Consider the following 15841-nt stretch of genomic DNA (forward strand, 5'->3'; position numbering starts at 1 on the left):
CTGAAGCCGGTCCCAGGCGCACGCGTGGTATCTGCTAAATCGCCTTCCCGACTAAAGCCGGTCCTACTGAGCGCAATATTCCGTAGGACCGGCTTCAGCCGGGAAGGCGTCAGCGAGGTCACTGCCCAATCAAGCCGGTGCCGGCATTCCGCCTCAACGCCAGTCGCGCCCCACCGGCCGCACGTGGTGCCGGCCGACAAACAACCAGTCGATGAACACCACCACACTTTCAATGACCAACGAGAACAGCAGCGCGCACAGCAGGCCCCAGCCGATCACTTCCGGCGACAGCAGCACCTGCCAGGTGTAGCCATTCCAGGTTTCGTTGCGGATGCCGGTGTCGGCGGCGGTCAGCACATGCCAGGCGCGGGAGTACCACGGCCCTTGCAGCGCGAGCCACTCGCGGTCGAGGGTCTGATTGCGAGTGAGCAGGTTGCTGATGTTGTCGGCGTCGGTACGGAACACCGGGTCGTCGCTGCTGCGGTAATGCTGGATCAGCGCTTGCACGTCGCCGTTGAAGAACCGCTGGGCGGTCTCGTTGTAGCCGCGCAGACCCTGCTGAGCTTCCAGCATGTGCGCTTCGACACGCTTGCTGTAATCGCTGATGAAACCTGGAATCTGCACGCCTATCAACAGGCCTGCTGTGAACAACACCAGTCGTATATAGCTGCGCAGCATAGATCCCTCTCTTTCAGGCCGAGCCTTCGGCAACGCATTCGCCGCGGCGCCAAAGACTCCAGTGACCCGGCTCGTAGCGGTTCCAGGTCTCGTTTTCGGTCAGCGGCTCGGTGGCAATCACCGTCACCACATCGTTGGGCGTGGTTTCCGCCTGGAAATCGACGATCACATCGACGTCTTTCAGGCGCGCCGGCCCGAACGGGGCGCGGCGGGTGATGTGCACCAGCTTGGTCGAACAGTAGCAAAACAGCCAGTCGCCATCACTGAGCAGCGCGTTGAACACGCCTTTGCTGCGATATTCGTTGCAGGCGTCGACCAGGGTCGGTAGCAGCTGCTCGATCTCGACCGGCTCAGGGAACGCTTCGCGGACCCGGTTGAGCAGATCGCAAAACGCCGCTTCGCTGTCCGTGTCGCCCACCGGCCGATAGAAGGTCGCGCCGGCATGAAAATCCGCAAGTTGGCCGTTGTGGGCGAAACACCAGTTGCGCCCCCACAGTTCGCGCACGAAAGGATGGGTATTGGACAGGCAGACCTTGCCGACGTTGGCCTGACGAATGTGGCCGATGACCACTTCGCTCTTGATGGGATAACGCTGGACCAGCTGCGCGACTTCCGACTCGCTGCTCGCGGCGGGGTCCTGAAACAGGCGCAAGCCTCGGCCTTCGTAGAAACCGATGCCCCAACCGTCGCGGTGCGGACCGGTACGACCACCGCGCTGCATCAGCCCGGTAAAGCTGAACACGATGTCCGTCGGGACGTTGGCACTCATGCCCAGAAGTTCACACATGCTCAGGTCTCGGTGCGTTGAAGCACGCGTCTGGGAAGATGCCGGTCACAATCACAGTTTGGGTTCGACGCGATAACGGCCGCTCGGCGCAGGTGCTGGCGTTGTCGCTGGCGACTGGCTGGCGAAGCGCCCTGCGGCCTGGTCTGCATAAGGCTCGTCGTGTTCCTTCTGCTCGGCGGCAGCCTGTGCAGCGGCGGCTTCAGCGTGGGCCAGACGGGCTTTTTTCTTGCGCAGGAACGGCAAGCGGATCAAGGCGTAAATGAGGTAGAGCCCCAGAGCGACGGCGCCGTAGGTGGCGAGGTCGAGCACGGCGCGCCAGACGTTGTTGCCGACTTTCAGCGCCAGATCCAGCACGCTGATCGCCAGCGCCGGGGCGTATTGATCCTTGGCCGGATCGACGATCGTCGGGCAGAACAACAGCACGGCGCCGATCACGCGCAGGGGTTCGCGCAGGTAGCGCCACATCCAGCCGGTCAGCTTGAACCACACCAACAGACAGCCCAACGCGGCGAACGCGTAAAGGCCCCAGGCAATCAGATAGTCGTTGTCGGTCATGACGTCCGTGGTAAGGCAGGTAAAGAGGCGCTTATGATAACGACTTTTCACCAGCCCGGCTTCCCCGGCTTCAGTTATCGGTCTGCCGCATGTCCAGCGCCCGATCCCTTTAAGACAAGCCCCACGTGAGAGAGCCCCGCATGCCTTCCGCACCACACACTTCCAGCGCCCCCGTCGCCCGCAAGGCTGACGGCGCCGACCCGTACGCCTGGCTGCAAAACCGCGACACTGATGAAGTGCTCGATTACCTCAAGGCCGAAAACGCCTGGCAGGAACAGCAGCTCGCCGAGCTGCAGCCATTGCGCGAAACCCTGTTTCAGGAGATCAAGGGCCGCATCCTCGAAACCGACCTGTCACTGCCCTTCCCCTGGGGCCCGTATCTTTATTACACCCGCACCACCGAGGGCGACGAATACGCCCGGCACTACCGCTGCCCGCGTCCCACCGACGACTCTCAGACCATTGACGAAAGCGCTGAAGAGCTGCTGCTTGACCCTAACGAACTGGCCGGCGCTGGCTTCTTCTCCCTCGGCGCGTTCAGCATCAGCCCCGACCATCAGCGCCTGGCCTACAGCCTCGACACCAGCGGCGAGGAGGTTTATCAGCTGTACGTCAAAGAGCTGAGCAGCGGCGCGGTCAGCAGCCTGCCGTTCGAAGACTGCGACGGCAGCATGACCTGGGCCAACGACAGCCAGACGCTGTTCTTCGGCGAACTGGACGACACTCACCGTCCGCACAAGCTGTACCGCCATACGCTGGGCGATGAATCCGCCGAGCTGGTGTTCAGCGAGCCCGACGGGCGCTTCTTCCTGCATTGCTACCGAAGCAGCTCGGAGCGGCAGTTGATCGTGGGGCTGGACAGTAAAACCACCAGTGAGGCCTGGGTACTGGACGCCGGCACGCCCGAGCAGGCGTTCGTGTGCATGGCACCGCGCAGCGAGGGCCACGAGTATTCGGTGGACCACGGGTTGATCGAGGGCGAATGGAGCTGGGTGATCCGCAGCAATCAGGACGGCATCAACTTTGCGCTGTACCAGGCGCCTGAAAAAACCGAGGGCGCACCTGAGCGGGGCGACTGGCAGAACCTGATCGCCCACAGCGAGACGGTCATGCTCGACGGCTTCAGCCTCAACGCCAAAGGCCTGACCTTGAGCCTGCGGGAAGGCGGCTTGCCGATCGTCGAAGTGCATCCGCAAGGTCTGCCGGGGTATCGCGTGCAACTGCCGGATGCGGCGTACAACCTGTATGTGCAGGACACCCTTGAATTCGAGAGCGACAAGATTCGCCTGCGCTATCAATCGCTTAATCGTCCGCCGCAGGTCTGGCAATTGTCGCTGGCCACCGGGGAACAAATCGTACTCAAGGAAACGCCGGTGCTGGGTGTGTTCGACGCCGATGCCTACGTCAGCCAGCGGTTGTGGGCGACGGCCGCCGACGGTACGCAGGTGCCGATCAGCCTGGTCGTCAAGCGCGAGCTTGCAGGTCAGACCGTCCCGCTTTATCTGTACGGCTATGGCGCGTACGGCGAGAGCCTGGACCCTTGGTTTTCCCATGCCCGGCTGAGCCTGCTGGATCGCGGCATCGCTTTCGCCATCGCCCATGTGCGCGGCGGCGGTGAGCTGGGCGAGGCGTGGTATCGCAACGGCAAGCAGGCGCACAAGCAAAACACCTTCAGCGACTTCATCGCCTGCGCCGAACACTTGATCGAAGAGAACATCACCACTGCCGAACAACTGGTGATCAGCGGTGGCAGCGCCGGCGGCCTGTTGATCGGCGCGGTGGTCAATCAGCGTCCGGAGCTGTTCAAGGGGGCCATCGCTGAAGTCCCGTTCGTCGACGTGCTGAACACCATGCTCGACCCCGATCTGCCGCTGACCGTCACTGAATATGACGAATGGGGCAACCCGCAAGAGCCGGATGTTCACGCGCGGATCAAGGCTTACGCGCCCTATGAAAATGTCACGGCGCAGCATTATCCGGCCATGCTTGTGATCGCGGGCTATAACGACAGTCGCGTGCAGTATTGGGAGGCGGCCAAGTGGGTGGCGAAACTGCGCGATCTAAAAGTCGACGACAACCTGCTGTTGCTCAAGACCGAACTGGGCGCAGGCCACGGCGGCATGAGCGGGCGTTATCAGGGATTACGTGACGTAGCACTCGAATACGGATTTATTCTGAAAGTGCTGAAAATGGCCTGACGACATCTGCGCGGACGGTGTGTCACATGGGAAGCCCCGGACGCTGTAAAGTCCGGGCTGCTCTCACGCCAGCCAGTGCTTCACGCAATCCTCCAGAACACTCAACAAGAATTCGCCATGTCTACATTACTCAACAAAGAAATCCGCGACATGCTGATGGACTGCGGTCTGTTCATCGCCCTGACGCCGGCTGAATTTGCCGCCGCTGCGGGGTACTTCAGCATCAGCAGCATTGAAAAGGGCGACGCGATCTTCAACGAAGGCGACGCGGGCACGTTCATGTGCATCATTCATTCGGGCACGGTGTCGGTGCAAAAGCTCAACAGCGATGGCATCGCTGTGGAGACAGCCATTCTGCGCAGCGGCAGAGCGTTTGGCGAAATGGCGGTGCTGGACGGCGAACGCCGCTCGGCCACGTGCGTCGCCGGTTCGTCGTGCTATCTGTTGAACCTGGGCAAGGACTCGCTGGACAAGATGCTCAACGAAGCGCCGAAAGTGGCGGCGAAGATCATCCGCGCGATCGCGGTGGCGATGTCGAAGCGGCTGCGCATGATGGACGGTCAGGTGGTGGCGCAGCAGGATTGAGAGCGTCGAGTGTGAGTCAGGGATTGGGCTTGGCCGACGGCTGCAGTCCCGGCAATGGCTCATCGTCCTTTGGCGGACCTGGCTGAGGAATCTTCGGCAGCAGCGGCGGGTTGCCCTGTCCGCCTGCATGGGGAACGCCCGGCGGTGCAACTTGCGGGTACGGCGTTGGCGTCGCGGTGCCGGGCGAACCGGCCGACGCCGCGATGGGCTCGGGCGTATTCAGAACAGGTTGCAGGCTCTCGGCAGACGCTTGCGACACGCCGAGCACAGTGATGACAATCGTCAGTAGAATGGAGCACTTCATCGTTGGCCTCCCCTGCCAATCTTTCGCTTACCGCGCAGGCTACTCCTGCGCAACGCATCGCGCTCTGACAAATTGCGCTGCATGCGGCCCGACCCTTTTAACGAGTTATCCATGAAACGTTTTGTTCTGCTCGACACCACTCCGATCCCCGATAACGGCGGCGCCTTGTGCCTGTTCGAGTACGGCGAAGATTTTGTCATCAAGATTCAGGGCGGCGACGGCGGCCAGTTGATGAACACGCGCATGCACGGCTCCGAAGACGCCCTGGCAGAAATACCGTGCAAGAAGGTCGCGTCACGCCTCAACCCGCGGGTGCTGATCGGCGGACTGGGTATGGGCTTCACCCTGGCGTCGGCACTCAAGCACCTGGGCAAGAACGGCGAAGTAGTGGTCGCCGAGCTGGTGCCCGGCGTCGTCGAGTGGAACCGCGGCGCATTGGGTGAGAAATCGGGCAATCCGTTGCAGGACCCACGCGCCAAGGTGGTGGTGCAAGACGTCGCTCAGGTGCTGAAAGCCGAGCCTCAGGGCTTTGACGCGATCATGCTGGACGTCGACAACGGCCCTGAAGGCCTGACGCAAAAGTCCAACAGCTGGCTTTACTCGGCCGGCGGTCTTGCGGCATGTGCAAGCGCGCTACGCCCAAAAGGCGTGCTGGCCGTATGGTCCGCCAGCGCCGATGCGGCCTTCAGCGACAAATTGCGCAAGGCCGGCTTCAAGGCCGAAGAGGTCAAGGTCTACGCCCATGGGAACAAGGGCACACGGCACACCATCTGGATCGCTGAAAAACTGAAGGGCTGAGCGACGGGCAAAGCGCTAGACTTGCCTCCATAGATCTTCATCGCCAACAGAACACGAAACAGGTGACGCCATGAGTTCGGCCAATACGCCAACCAACACTTCCAAACTGGACCGCATCCTCGCCGACGCCCAGCGTGATCGCGAAATGGGTTACCGCGACAAGGCCCTGCGCATGTACCCGCACGTCTGCGGCCGCTGCGCCCGGGAATTTGCAGGCAAACGTCTCAGCGAGTTGACCGTGCACCACCGCGACCACAACCACGACAACAATCCCCAGGACGGTTCCAACTGGGAACTGCTGTGCCTGTACTGCCACGACAACGAACACTCGCGTTACACCGATCAGCAATACTTTTCGGAAAGCTCGACCAGCAGCCCGAAAACCGCCAAGGCCACTCACAACCCGTTCGCCGCGCTGGCGGGGTTGATGAAGAAGGACTAGCAACGAAGCTGCAAGTTTTAAGCTGCAAGCGGCAAGCAAAAGCAACGGCGGCGCTCATCAGCTCACCGCCCGGCTTGCGGCTTGCGGCTTGCGGCTTGCGGCTTGCGGCTTGCGGCTGAAAGCTTAAAGCTTGCCGCTGCCTCTTCCCCTATACTCCCGCGCTTTCTCTGATGAGCACCCTCCCCCGTGGCCAACAAACGCTATGCCTGCATCGGCCTGTTCAATCCCAAATCCCCGGAAAACGTCGGTTCGGTGATGCGCGCAGCAGGCTGCTATGGCGTGGCGTCGGTGTTCTACACCGGCAAGCGCTACGAGCGTGCGCGTGATTTCGTCACCGACACCAAGAAGATCCACCAGGACATCCCGCTGATCGGCATTGATGACCTGAGAAAGATCATCCCGCTGGGCTGCGTGCCGGTGGCCGTGGAATTGGTCGAGGGCGCACGTGCGCTGCCGGAGTACACCCACCCTGACCGGGCAATCTATATCTTCGGGCCGGAAGACGGCTCGCTGGATAAAGAGATCCGCGATTGGTGCGAAGACGTGGTGTACATCCCCACGACGGGCTGCATGAACCTCGCGGCGACGGTCAACGTCGTGCTTTACGACCGCATGGCCAAAGGCATCAACACCCGCTCTGGCCCGCAGTTCGGACGGGAAACCGATCGCACCTGACGTCCGCGCGCTGACAAAACGCATTGAACAGTTTGCGCTTGTGACAGTCAGCTTTAAGGACCCTACCTTCCACGGAGAACGCATCATGAGCGACACCCCGATCATTGAACGCATCGAACGACCTTTGCACAATTACCCGGAGCAGAACGTACAGGGCTGGGAGCGCATTGGCTCGCTGGCAGGTGGTGTACTGATGATGGGCAAAGGCCTGCGCCGCGGCGGGATCTTCGGTCTGGTGGAATTGGCAATCGGCGGCGCCGTACTGGCCCGTGGCATCACTGGCCACTGCTCGGCCAAGGCGCTCATCGACAAGAGCCGCAGTGAAATGGACGTAGCCCGTTCGCGCATCGAAGAAGCAGGCGCCGAACTGAGCAAGCTGAAAACCAAAGCTGAAGTCGCTGTAGAAGACGCTGTCGACACTGGCATCGACGCGTTGAAAGGTCCGAAAGGCGTCTGATCGACGCTGCATCGCAAGCAAGCTCGTGACGGCTGAACCGACAGCCTCGCGAGCTTTTCGCTTTAGCCCGCACGAAAAATCAGGTAGTCCTCCCAGTCGTCCTCGGGCACGCTGCCTTCGCTGAGCATGCGGCCGGACTGAGAAATACGCTGCTTGTGCACCTGTTCCCGATCCCCACACACCAGATGGTGCCAGAGCGGCAAGTCCTTGCCCTCGCTGACCAGCCGATAGCCGCAGGTGGGCGGCAACCACTTGAATTCGTCAGCCTGTCCGGGCGTCAGCTGAATGCAGTCCGGGACCTGGGCCCGGCGATTCGGGTAATCAGTGCAGGCGCAGGTGTTCAGGTCCAGCAGCTTGCAGGCGATGCGCGTGTAATAAACGCTGCCGTCGTCCTCGTCCTCGAGTTTTTGCAGGCAGCACAAACCGCAGCCGTCACACAGCGACTCCCACTCGACTGCATCGAGCTGCTCGAGGGTTTTGCGTATCCAGAAGGGTTCTACTATGGCGGCCATGGTTCTCGCGCAAAGCTGTGGGGCAATGAAAGGTCGCCAGTCTAGAGGTACACGTCATCCGGGCCAAGCACGGGCGACTGTCGGTCAATGCGCGCGGCAGATGGAAGCGGCTTCAACCACGCAATGCGCAGGCTTGTCAGCAACGAAGCGGCGCAGTAGCTTTAGGCCCTCGCGGGCAGGTCTGCCATTGCCCGCGCTGATCAACCCCTTTTGCGACGATGCCTGCCGTCAACGGCCCAACTGAATGATCACGCCGCCTGCTGCAGGCGAGCGGGTTATCTCTCTTTCAGGATCGAATCCATGAGCGCCAATCCCCGTGTTGCCGAGTACGCCATCGACCCGCAATTCACCGAGCGCTGGTCGCCACGCGCCTTCAGCGGCGAGAGCATCCCGCAGGAAACCCTGCTGAGCTTTTTTGAAGCGGCCCGCTGGGCGCCTTCGGCCTACAACTCACAACCGTGGCGTTTTCTCTACGCTCGCCGTGACACGCCAAACTGGGAGCGCTTCCTCGGCCTGCTGAATGAATTCAATCGCGGCTGGGCGCAGCATGCCTCGGCGCTGGTGATCATTATTTCCAAAACCACCTTCACCGCCCCCGGCGCCACCGAAGAAACTCCGGCGCTGTGGCACACCTTTGACACAGGTTCGGCGTGGGGATATCTGGCGCTGCAGGCGAGCATCGGCGGCTGGCACACCCACGGCATGGCCGGTTTCGATCAGGAACTGACTCGCAAGGAACTGAAAATTCCGGAGGATTACGCGCTGCACGCGGCGGTGGCGATCGGCAAGCTGGGGGATAAATCGACGCTGGCCGAATACCTTCAGGCTCGGGAAACGCCGAGCCCGCGTCGGCCGCTGGCTGAGCTCGCGGCTGAGGGGGATTTCAGTTTGTAAGAGCTGGACGCTCGGTTTGAGTGGGACCGGCTTTAGCCGGGAAGGCGTCGGGGGCCACTCCACAAAATGGATGGCGTACACACTGGCCTCTTCCCGGCTGAAGCCGGTCCCACAAGGACAGGGTTCAATACCCCTTCGCGAAATCCACTTCTCCGCGCAACGCCTCGCCGGCCGCATAGGCCTTGAGGTTGTCCACGAACAGCCGGGTCATCGCCGGCGGCGACGTCGGCGCCGAGCTGTGACCGGTGAGCAACAGGCCCCACGCCGTCCAGAACGGGTGACGCTGGGGCAATGGCTCTTGCCGGCAGACGTCAATGACCGCCCCCGCCAGATGCCCTTCTTTCAGCGCCTCGACCAAGTCCGCATCAACCACCGCCGTGCCCCGGCCGACGTTGATGAACAACGCTGATGGCTTGAAACAGGCAAACAGTTTGGCGTTGTAGAGGTCGTGGGTCTGCGGCGTGTTGGGCAGCAGGTTGATGACGAAGTCGACCTCGGCCACCAGACGCGGCAAGTCCTCCAGCGCAGCCACTTCAGCGAACGGCGCTTCAGTCCGCGCGCTTGACGCAATGCCATACAGCTCGACGCCAAACGGCACGAGGAACCGGGCGACGTGCCGGCCAATGTCGCCCGTCCCGACGATCAGCGCTTTGCGCCCCGAGAGGCTCCGGCCCATGCGATTGTCCCACTTGCGCTCGACCTGACTGACCAACCGCGCCAGCACTTCACGCTCGTGTACCAACAGGTAGGTCAGGACGAACTCGGCCATCACCTGCCCGAAGATGCCGACGGCGCGGGTCAGTTGATAGTCGCGGTACAGCCCGTCAGCCAGTAACGGTGTGATGCCGGCCCAGGTCGATTGCAGCCATTTCGGCTTGTGGCCCTGGCGCAGCAGATTCGCCAGCAGGTCGGGCTGACCGAGCCAGATCGGCGCCTCGGCGGCCATTTTCGACAGTTCGGCGGAGTCACCGCTGCTCAGCACCTGGATCTCGGGGGCAGTCTGGCGGAGCAGTTCGGTGTAAACGGGGTAATCGTGTTCGGCGATCAGAACGCGCATGGATTCAAAACTCGAATAAACGGGGCGTGCGACCGCACAGCGTGCCGGACCGCGCTCGGTTGAGCCGGTCAGGTCTGACGCATGCAACGGTCCGGTGTACCCCTGCGGTGGATTGCAGGGTCAGAAATCGATCACATCGGATCGTTGCGGCGCAGCAGCTCTTCGGGCAAGTGCTCGATGTAATCGTCTTCGGCCGGTGGCATCTGCAGGTGGTAACCCTGCTTTTCCAGATTGGCGAGCACCGCGTGAATGTCTTCACGGGCCAGGGCGCGTTCCGGCGACAGGACCAGGTTGAAGGCGTGCTGCGGCTTGCCGAACGCGGTCAACAATTCCTCGGGCACACGCTCCAGGGCGTCGCTCTTGAGGACATACAGGTACATTTCGTTTCTGCGCGGGCTGCGGTAGATGGAGCAAATACGTTTCAAGGCTGTTCTCCGGCGTTGGCCAGGCTGTCGAGCAGCATCTGGCCCATCAATTCGCGGCGCCAGCCACGCAGCGAATCGGGCAGTTTATAGGGACCGTCTGGGTAACCGGTCTTGAGCAGGGCTTCGAGGGTCTTTTTGCGCAGCATCAATTCCGGCGCCATGTCGAGGCGCTCGGCTTGCTGCTGGCCAATGACGCGCAAGCTCTTGAGCACGTTAGAGGCCTCGATCGGCAGCGGCTCCGGCAAGGCAGGCGGCCACAGATCCGGCGACACGCTGCCGGTTTTCTTGATCAGGTCGAGCAGAAACTCGCCGTCCTGACGCACGGTCTTGGGGTGCATGTCGTCGATCTTCGCCAGCGCGGCGAGGTTGTCTGGCTGGGACTTTGCCAGCGGCCAGAGCGAATGTTCGCGCAGGATGCGGTTGCGTGGCTGATTACGCAGGCGCGCTTGTTGCTCGCGCCAGGCGCAGAGTTCACGCAGCACGGCGAGTTGTGCACGGGACAGCTTCCACGCCAGCTTGGCGTCGCGGTAAGCGTCATAAGGATCGGTTTCGCGGCGCAGATTGGCGACCAGTTCAGCACCGTCCTCCAGCACCCACGCGTACTTTTCATCGGACAGACGCGGACGCAGCAGCTTGTACACCTCGGCCAGGTGCACGGCGTCTTCGGCGGCGTAGCTGATCTGGGTTTCCGAAAGTGGACGCTGCAGCCAGTCCGAACGCGTCTCACCCTTCGGCAGATCGATGTTCAGCACTTCCTGCACCAGACGCGAATAACCCATCGAGAACCCGAGGTTCAGATAGGCCGCCGCCAGTTGCGTGTCGAATAGCGGCGCCGGCAGGCTGCCGGTCAGGCGCAGCAGCACCTCAAGGTCCTCGCTGCAGGCGTGAACGACTTTGATGACGTCAGGGTTTTCCAGCAGCGCGGCCAGAGGTTTCCAATCGCTTATCAGCAACGGGTCGATCAGGTAAGCGCGTGAACCATCGCCAATCTGCAACAGCGCGGCGATGGGATAGAAAGTGTCGACCCGCATGAATTCGGTGTCGAGCGCAACGTAGGGCAGTGTCTGCCACTGTGCGCAATGTTCGGCGAGGCTATGGTCGTCGCGAATCCAGTGAATATCGATGGCCACACGGCTCTCCCTCGAAGAATGGCGCGCAGTATATATCGCTACAAGCGGTTACCGGGCATCCGTCCTGCAAGTCTCGAACAACTTCATCTTTGAAGCGCGCAAATAGCCGCTGCGGCGACGACCGTCCATCCGATCACTGGCCGGCCTTGCGCAGCACGTACACCCGCCACATGGCGTAGCCGGGAAGAAAGTCATGGTGATCGACGATCCTGAAACCCGCCTGCGCGAACTCGGATTCAATGTCGCTGCGGCACACCACGAACCGATTGCGGGGCACAGACATGCCAACGTCCAGTCGACCCTGCTGCCGTTTGCGACGCCAGGCTTTGACGTTGCCGTCCACCCACAGCCCGACGATGGCCGTGTCGCGGGTCACCCGGTGAAACTCGTCGAGAATAGCGCCTCGTTTTTCGCTGTCGGCCAAGTGATGGAACAACCGCATGCAGAAGATGCAGTCCACCGCGTTCGCGGACAGGCCGATGGAAAACGCCGAGCTCTGGAACGTGCGGATGCGCTTGCGCACCTCGCTTGACGACTGCGCCTCGGCGAACGCGAGCATGTCGGTGGAAGGATCGGCCGCGAGGATTACCCGATTGGCGTGTTCGGCCAGCACCGGCCAGAAACGCCCGGAGCCCGACGGCAAGTCCAGCACCAGTCCGGGCTCGCCTGCATCGCGCAACGCCATCCGTGCCAGCTGCGCATCGCGCCAGAGACTCAGACGCCGGCCGAAGGTGTGTTCATGCCGATGCACGTACTCTTCAACGTGAACCTTTTTGCCCAGGGGTTCACTCATTGGCCAGTACCCCGTCCGTATAAATCCCCCGACAGCCCGCGAACATGTCCAGCGCCGGGTTATAGACGCTTGTCCGCACTTGCAGCAGGCCCAACATCGAATGGAACAAGTTGTCCTGACTGAGAGGCGCGTTGCGCTCTTTTTGCAGGCAATGAGTATCCACTGCGAATGACTGCTGATAACTCTCGGAAAACCAGGCAATCATCGGAACATGTTTCTGCTGATCGGGCGCCAGCATATAAGGCGTGCCGTGAAGAAACAGGTTGTATTCACCCAGTGACTCACCGTGGTCGGAGAGATAAACCATGGCCGTGTCCACTTTCCCCTGATTGCTGCGCAGGATATCAATCAGCGACGCCAGCACATGGTCGGTGTACAGCAATGTGTTGTCGTAGCCGTTGACGATACTTTCCCGGGTACAATTATTCAGCGCATTGCTTTCGCACACCGGGGTGAACTTCTCGAATTCTTTTGGATAACGCTTGAAGTACTCAGGACCGTGACTGCCCATCTGATGAAGTACCAGCACGGTGTCCTTGTCCAGTTGGTCGATGAAGTGCTGCAGCCCCTGCAACAGGATTTCATCGCGGCACTCGTTGTTGGCACACAGCGCCGGATCCTTGAGGTTGCTGACGTCCTGCAACGTCACCCGGTCGCAGGTGCCTTTGCAGCCCGACTGGTTGTCGCGCCAGATCACATCCAGCCCGGCGCGTTTCAGTACATCGAGCATGCCTTCTTCATTGCGCGCGGTGGTTGCGTTGTAATCCTTGCGGCCCATGTTGGAAAACATGCACGGCACCGACACCGCCGTCTCCGTGCCGCAGGAATGCACGTCAGTAAACGTGAGCAGTCCGTGCTCCTTGCTCAATTGCGGCGTGGTATCGCGATCGTAACCCAGGATGCCAAAGTTCTCGGCCCGCGCACTTTCACCCACAACCAGCACGGTCAACGACTTGCGCTTGTGCTGCTGCCAATCGCTGGCAAGTTTGGCATCCTGACCGATACTCACGAACGGCCGCTGCGCAGACTTGACCTGCTCACTCAAGTAACCCACAGACGCCGCGATGTAGTTGCTCGGCACCACCATCAGGCGCAACTCGTGATGATTGCGAAACAGCGACGACAGCCCCTGATAATTCGACAGCGCCACGCCGCCGATGGCGACCACGCACACAACGGACACCAACGCCTTGCTGAGCAACTCACGGGGCCAGCGGCGATAGGCAATCGGTGTGTTGAAAAGAATGAACGACGGGACAACGCCCAGAAAAAACAAATAACCGAGCAACTTCAATGACAGAAGATCGCGCACTTCCGTGACATTGGTTTCAGCAAAGTTTCTGAACATCCCCGCGTCAATCATCACGCCGTATTGGCTCATGAAATAAGCCACGCCGGCGCTGACGAAAAAGATAACGATCAACACCGGTGTCAATACGCGCTTGAACGCTAACAGCGTGAAGAAAATGTTAAAGACACAGAACACCATCAGCGCAAAAGCACCGCGCAACAACAGGCCCTTACCGTCAGAATCGGTAATTGCAAATACATGCTGCCAGAGGGTCAGGTTAAACCCGATCAGCAAAAAGGCACTGGCAAGCAATGTCACAAGCTCGGGACGAACTGCTTTTACGTTCAGCATAAAAGTCTGCTTGGCTGGAAATGAGAATATAAACGCGGAGGGAACCCCGCCGATGCCGCGAACTTTAGGCATCGGGCCATCAATTTTTTGTGAAAAGGATGAGAACGATTGGTGGGGGCGGGATTGTTGCTTTCTAGAAAGGGACCTGCGGCTCAAGCCGCAGGAACTCAGCGAGGATCTTCCGAAACCGATAAAGCATTTATGCCGAGCAGTTCAGCCCGGCTGCATCCTCAATAATCATCTGCGCCGCCTTCTCGGCGATCATCACGGTTGGCGAGCAGGTGTTGCCGGAAGTGATGCTCGGCATGATCGACGCGTCCACCACGCGCAGGCCGGTGATGCCGTGCACGCGCAGGCGTTCGTCGACCACGGCGTCGCGGCCCTGCCCCATTTTGCAGGTGCCGACCGGGTGAAAGATCGTCGTGCCGACGACGCTGGCCGCCTCACGCAGTTCTTCCTCGGTTTGCAGGCTCGCGCCGGGCAGGTATTCAACCGGTTCAAAGCGAGCGAGCGCGGGCGCGGTGGCGATGCGACGCGTCAGGCGAATGGCATCGGCAGCCACCTTGAGGTCGGTCTCGTGACTCAGGTAATTCGGCCTGATGATCGGCGCGGCATCGGCGAGCGCCGAACGGATCTCCACCGTGCCACGGCTCTGCGGGCGCAAATCGCACACTGACGCCGTGAATGCGGGAAACCCGTGAAGCGGCTCGCCGAAGCGCTCAAGGGACAAGGGCTGCACGTGATATTCGAGATTAGCGCTTGCCTGCTCCGGCCCCGAGCGCGCGAAGGCGCCCAGCTGACTCGGCGCCATCGCCAACGGACCGCTGCGATTGAAGGCGTAGCGCAGGCCCATGTTCATCTTGCCCCAGACACTGCCCGCCATCTGATTCAGCGTCTGGCCGTTACTGACCTTGTAGATCAGGCGCAACTGCAGGTGATCCTGCAAATTCGCGCCGACGCCGGGCAGCTCATGCCGAACGCCAAGGCCGAGCTTTTCAAGCAGTGCTCGCGGCCCGATGCCTGAGCGTTGCAGAACCATGGGCGACCCGATGGCCCCGCAGCAGAGGATGATTTCCCGCCGGGCCTGAAGCGTCTGTTCCTGCCCGTTGACGCGAGCAATCACCCCGCTGGCGCGACTGTTTTCGAACACCACGCGCGACACCTCAGCACCTGTGATCACCGTCAGGTTCGGGCGTTTCAACGCCGGCCGGAGAAATGCCTTGGACGCGTTCCAGCGCACACCGCGCCGCTGATTGACCTGGAAATAGCTGCACCCTTCGTTGTCGCCGCCATTGAAGTCGGGGATCGAAGGGATGCCGGTTTGCGCCGCCGCCTCACGGAACGCCTCCAGCAAGGTCCATGAGAGACGCTGCTGCTCGACGCGCCATTCACCTTTCGCGCTGTGAAGCTCAGAGTCGCCCGCGTAGTGGTTTTCCGAGCGTTGGAAGATCGGCAGAACGTCCTTCCAGCCCCAGCCCTTGTTGCCCTGCTCGGCCCAGCCGTCGTAGTCCCGTGACTGGCCGCGCATGTAGATCATGCCGTTGATGGACGAGCATCCGCCCAGTACTTTGCCGCGAGGGTAGTTGAGGGCGCGCCCGCCCAGGCCGGGCTCCGCTTCGGTCTTGAAACACCAGTCGGTGCGAGGATTGCCGATGCAGTAGAGGTACCCCACCGGCACATGAATCCAGGGGTAATTGTCCTGGCCGCCGGCTTCGAGCAGCAGGACCCGGTGAGCAGGATTCTGCGACAGCCGATTGGCAAGCAGGCAGCCCGCCGGGCCCGCGCCGACGATGATGTAGTCATGGAGACTGACGTCCGTTTGCATGCGTCCCTCGCTGATTTTTTTGTTTTTATGCAGGCCCCATCCTGAAGTTATTCGCCACAAAACAAAAGACCGCCGCATGTTTCC

The 15841-nt window shown here is 61.2% G+C and carries 18 protein-coding genes; 7 read left to right on the forward strand and 11 right to left on the reverse strand.

All coding sequences use genetic code 11. The annotated features are described in order from the left end of the window. Positions 1 to 153 precede the first annotated feature (153 nt). Genes L4G42_RS01745 through L4G42_RS01755 form a run of 3 tightly spaced genes read right to left on the reverse strand, consistent with a single transcriptional unit; the run spans position 154 to position 2020 of the window. Positions 154 to 678 (reverse strand): DUF2937 family protein, encoded by a 525-nt coding sequence (locus L4G42_RS01745; protein WP_237254045.1) that lies wholly within the window; start codon positions 676 to 678, stop codon positions 154 to 156. Positions 679 to 691: 13 nt separating this feature from the next. Further along, positions 692 to 1465 carry a class II glutamine amidotransferase gene (locus L4G42_RS01750; RefSeq protein ID WP_237254044.1) on the reverse strand — a complete coding sequence of 258 codons (774 nt, stop codon included), beginning with the start codon at positions 1463 to 1465 and terminating at the stop codon, positions 692 to 694. Between the two features lie 51 nt (positions 1466 to 1516). After that, positions 1517 to 2020 carry an MFS transporter gene (locus L4G42_RS01755; protein WP_237254043.1) on the reverse strand — a complete coding sequence of 168 codons (504 nt, stop codon included), beginning with the start codon at positions 2018 to 2020 and terminating at the stop codon, positions 1517 to 1519. 140 nt (positions 2021 to 2160) lie between these two features. On the opposite strand from L4G42_RS01755, the gene L4G42_RS01760 reads away from it, so the two are divergent. Both L4G42_RS01760 and L4G42_RS01765 read left to right on the forward strand, forming a co-directional pair. Then, entirely contained in the window at positions 2161 to 4218 is a 2058-nt protein-coding gene (locus L4G42_RS01760; protein ID WP_237254042.1) for a S9 family peptidase, read from the forward strand. A 117-nt stretch (positions 4219 to 4335) separates the two neighbouring features. Beyond that, the gene (locus L4G42_RS01765) at positions 4336 to 4803 is read left to right on the forward strand and encodes a Crp/Fnr family transcriptional regulator (RefSeq protein WP_237254041.1); all 468 of its coding nucleotides are present in this window, start codon (positions 4336 to 4338) and stop codon (positions 4801 to 4803) included. A 16-nt stretch (positions 4804 to 4819) separates the two neighbouring features. On the opposite strand, the gene L4G42_RS01770 is transcribed toward L4G42_RS01765, so the two are convergent. Beyond that, positions 4820 to 5107: a hypothetical protein gene (locus tag L4G42_RS01770; RefSeq protein WP_237254040.1), complete on the reverse strand. Its 288-nt coding sequence runs from the start codon at positions 5105 to 5107 to the stop codon at positions 4820 to 4822. A 111-nt stretch (positions 5108 to 5218) separates the two neighbouring features. Between L4G42_RS01770 and L4G42_RS01775 the strand changes: the two genes are divergently transcribed. From L4G42_RS01775 to L4G42_RS01790, 4 genes are all read left to right on the forward strand, one after another. Further along, entirely contained in the window at positions 5219 to 5905 is a 687-nt protein-coding gene (locus L4G42_RS01775; protein ID WP_237259135.1) for a spermidine synthase, read from the forward strand. A gap of 70 nt (positions 5906 to 5975) precedes the next feature. Next, positions 5976 to 6347, forward strand: a complete 372-nt coding sequence (locus tag L4G42_RS01780) for a YajD family HNH nuclease (protein ID WP_037013952.1) — start codon at positions 5976 to 5978, stop codon at positions 6345 to 6347. Positions 6348 to 6533: 186 nt separating this feature from the next. Beyond that, positions 6534 to 7022 carry an RNA methyltransferase gene (locus tag L4G42_RS01785; RefSeq protein WP_065986778.1) on the forward strand — a complete coding sequence of 163 codons (489 nt, stop codon included), beginning with the start codon at positions 6534 to 6536 and terminating at the stop codon, positions 7020 to 7022. Between the two features lie 85 nt (positions 7023 to 7107). Then, complete coding sequence (locus L4G42_RS01790) at positions 7108 to 7479, forward strand: YgaP family membrane protein (protein ID WP_237254038.1); 372 nt, start codon at positions 7108 to 7110, stop codon at positions 7477 to 7479. Positions 7480 to 7541: 62 nt separating this feature from the next. Here L4G42_RS01790 and L4G42_RS01795 read toward each other — a convergent pair whose 3' ends face one another. After that, positions 7542 to 7991 (reverse strand): YcgN family cysteine cluster protein, encoded by a 450-nt coding sequence (locus tag L4G42_RS01795; RefSeq protein WP_237254037.1) that lies wholly within the window; start codon positions 7989 to 7991, stop codon positions 7542 to 7544. Positions 7992 to 8291: 300 nt separating this feature from the next. Here L4G42_RS01795 and L4G42_RS01800 point away from each other — a divergent pair, with 300 nt between their 5' ends. Continuing rightward, positions 8292 to 8885, forward strand: coding sequence for a nitroreductase family protein (locus L4G42_RS01800; protein ID WP_237254036.1), 594 nt, complete (start codon positions 8292 to 8294; stop codon positions 8883 to 8885). 124 nt (positions 8886 to 9009) lie between these two features. Here the strand turns inward: L4G42_RS01800 and L4G42_RS01805 are convergent, their stop codons facing one another. The 6 genes from L4G42_RS01805 to L4G42_RS01830 form a co-directional block, all read right to left on the reverse strand. Next, positions 9010 to 9942: a D-2-hydroxyacid dehydrogenase gene (locus L4G42_RS01805; protein WP_237254035.1), complete on the reverse strand. Its 933-nt coding sequence runs from the start codon at positions 9940 to 9942 to the stop codon at positions 9010 to 9012. A 131-nt stretch (positions 9943 to 10073) separates the two neighbouring features. After that, on the reverse strand, positions 10074 to 10367 hold the full coding sequence (locus L4G42_RS01810; protein WP_074890664.1) for a YcgL domain-containing protein: 294 nt from the start codon (positions 10365 to 10367) through the stop codon (positions 10074 to 10076). After that, positions 10364 to 11497: a ribonuclease D gene (gene rnd, locus L4G42_RS01815; protein WP_237254034.1), complete on the reverse strand. Its 1134-nt coding sequence runs from the start codon at positions 11495 to 11497 to the stop codon at positions 10364 to 10366. Before rnd ends, L4G42_RS01810 begins: the two co-directional genes overlap by 4 nt. 133 nt (positions 11498 to 11630) lie before the next feature. Beyond that, the gene (locus L4G42_RS01820) at positions 11631 to 12290 is read right to left on the reverse strand and encodes a class I SAM-dependent methyltransferase (RefSeq protein WP_237254033.1); all 660 of its coding nucleotides are present in this window, start codon (positions 12288 to 12290) and stop codon (positions 11631 to 11633) included. Continuing rightward, entirely contained in the window at positions 12283 to 13932 is a 1650-nt protein-coding gene (locus L4G42_RS01825; protein WP_237259136.1) for a phosphoethanolamine transferase, read from the reverse strand. The genes L4G42_RS01820 and L4G42_RS01825 overlap by 8 nt, the downstream gene beginning before the upstream one ends. Before the next feature lie 199 nt (positions 13933 to 14131). After that, positions 14132 to 15757, reverse strand: a complete 1626-nt coding sequence (locus L4G42_RS01830) for a GMC family oxidoreductase (protein ID WP_237254031.1) — start codon at positions 15755 to 15757, stop codon at positions 14132 to 14134. Positions 15758 to 15841: the final 84 nt, after the last annotated feature.

This window comes from Pseudomonas petrae, assembly GCF_021728295.1.
GTDB lineage: Bacteria > Pseudomonadota > Gammaproteobacteria > Pseudomonadales > Pseudomonadaceae > Aquipseudomonas > Aquipseudomonas petrae.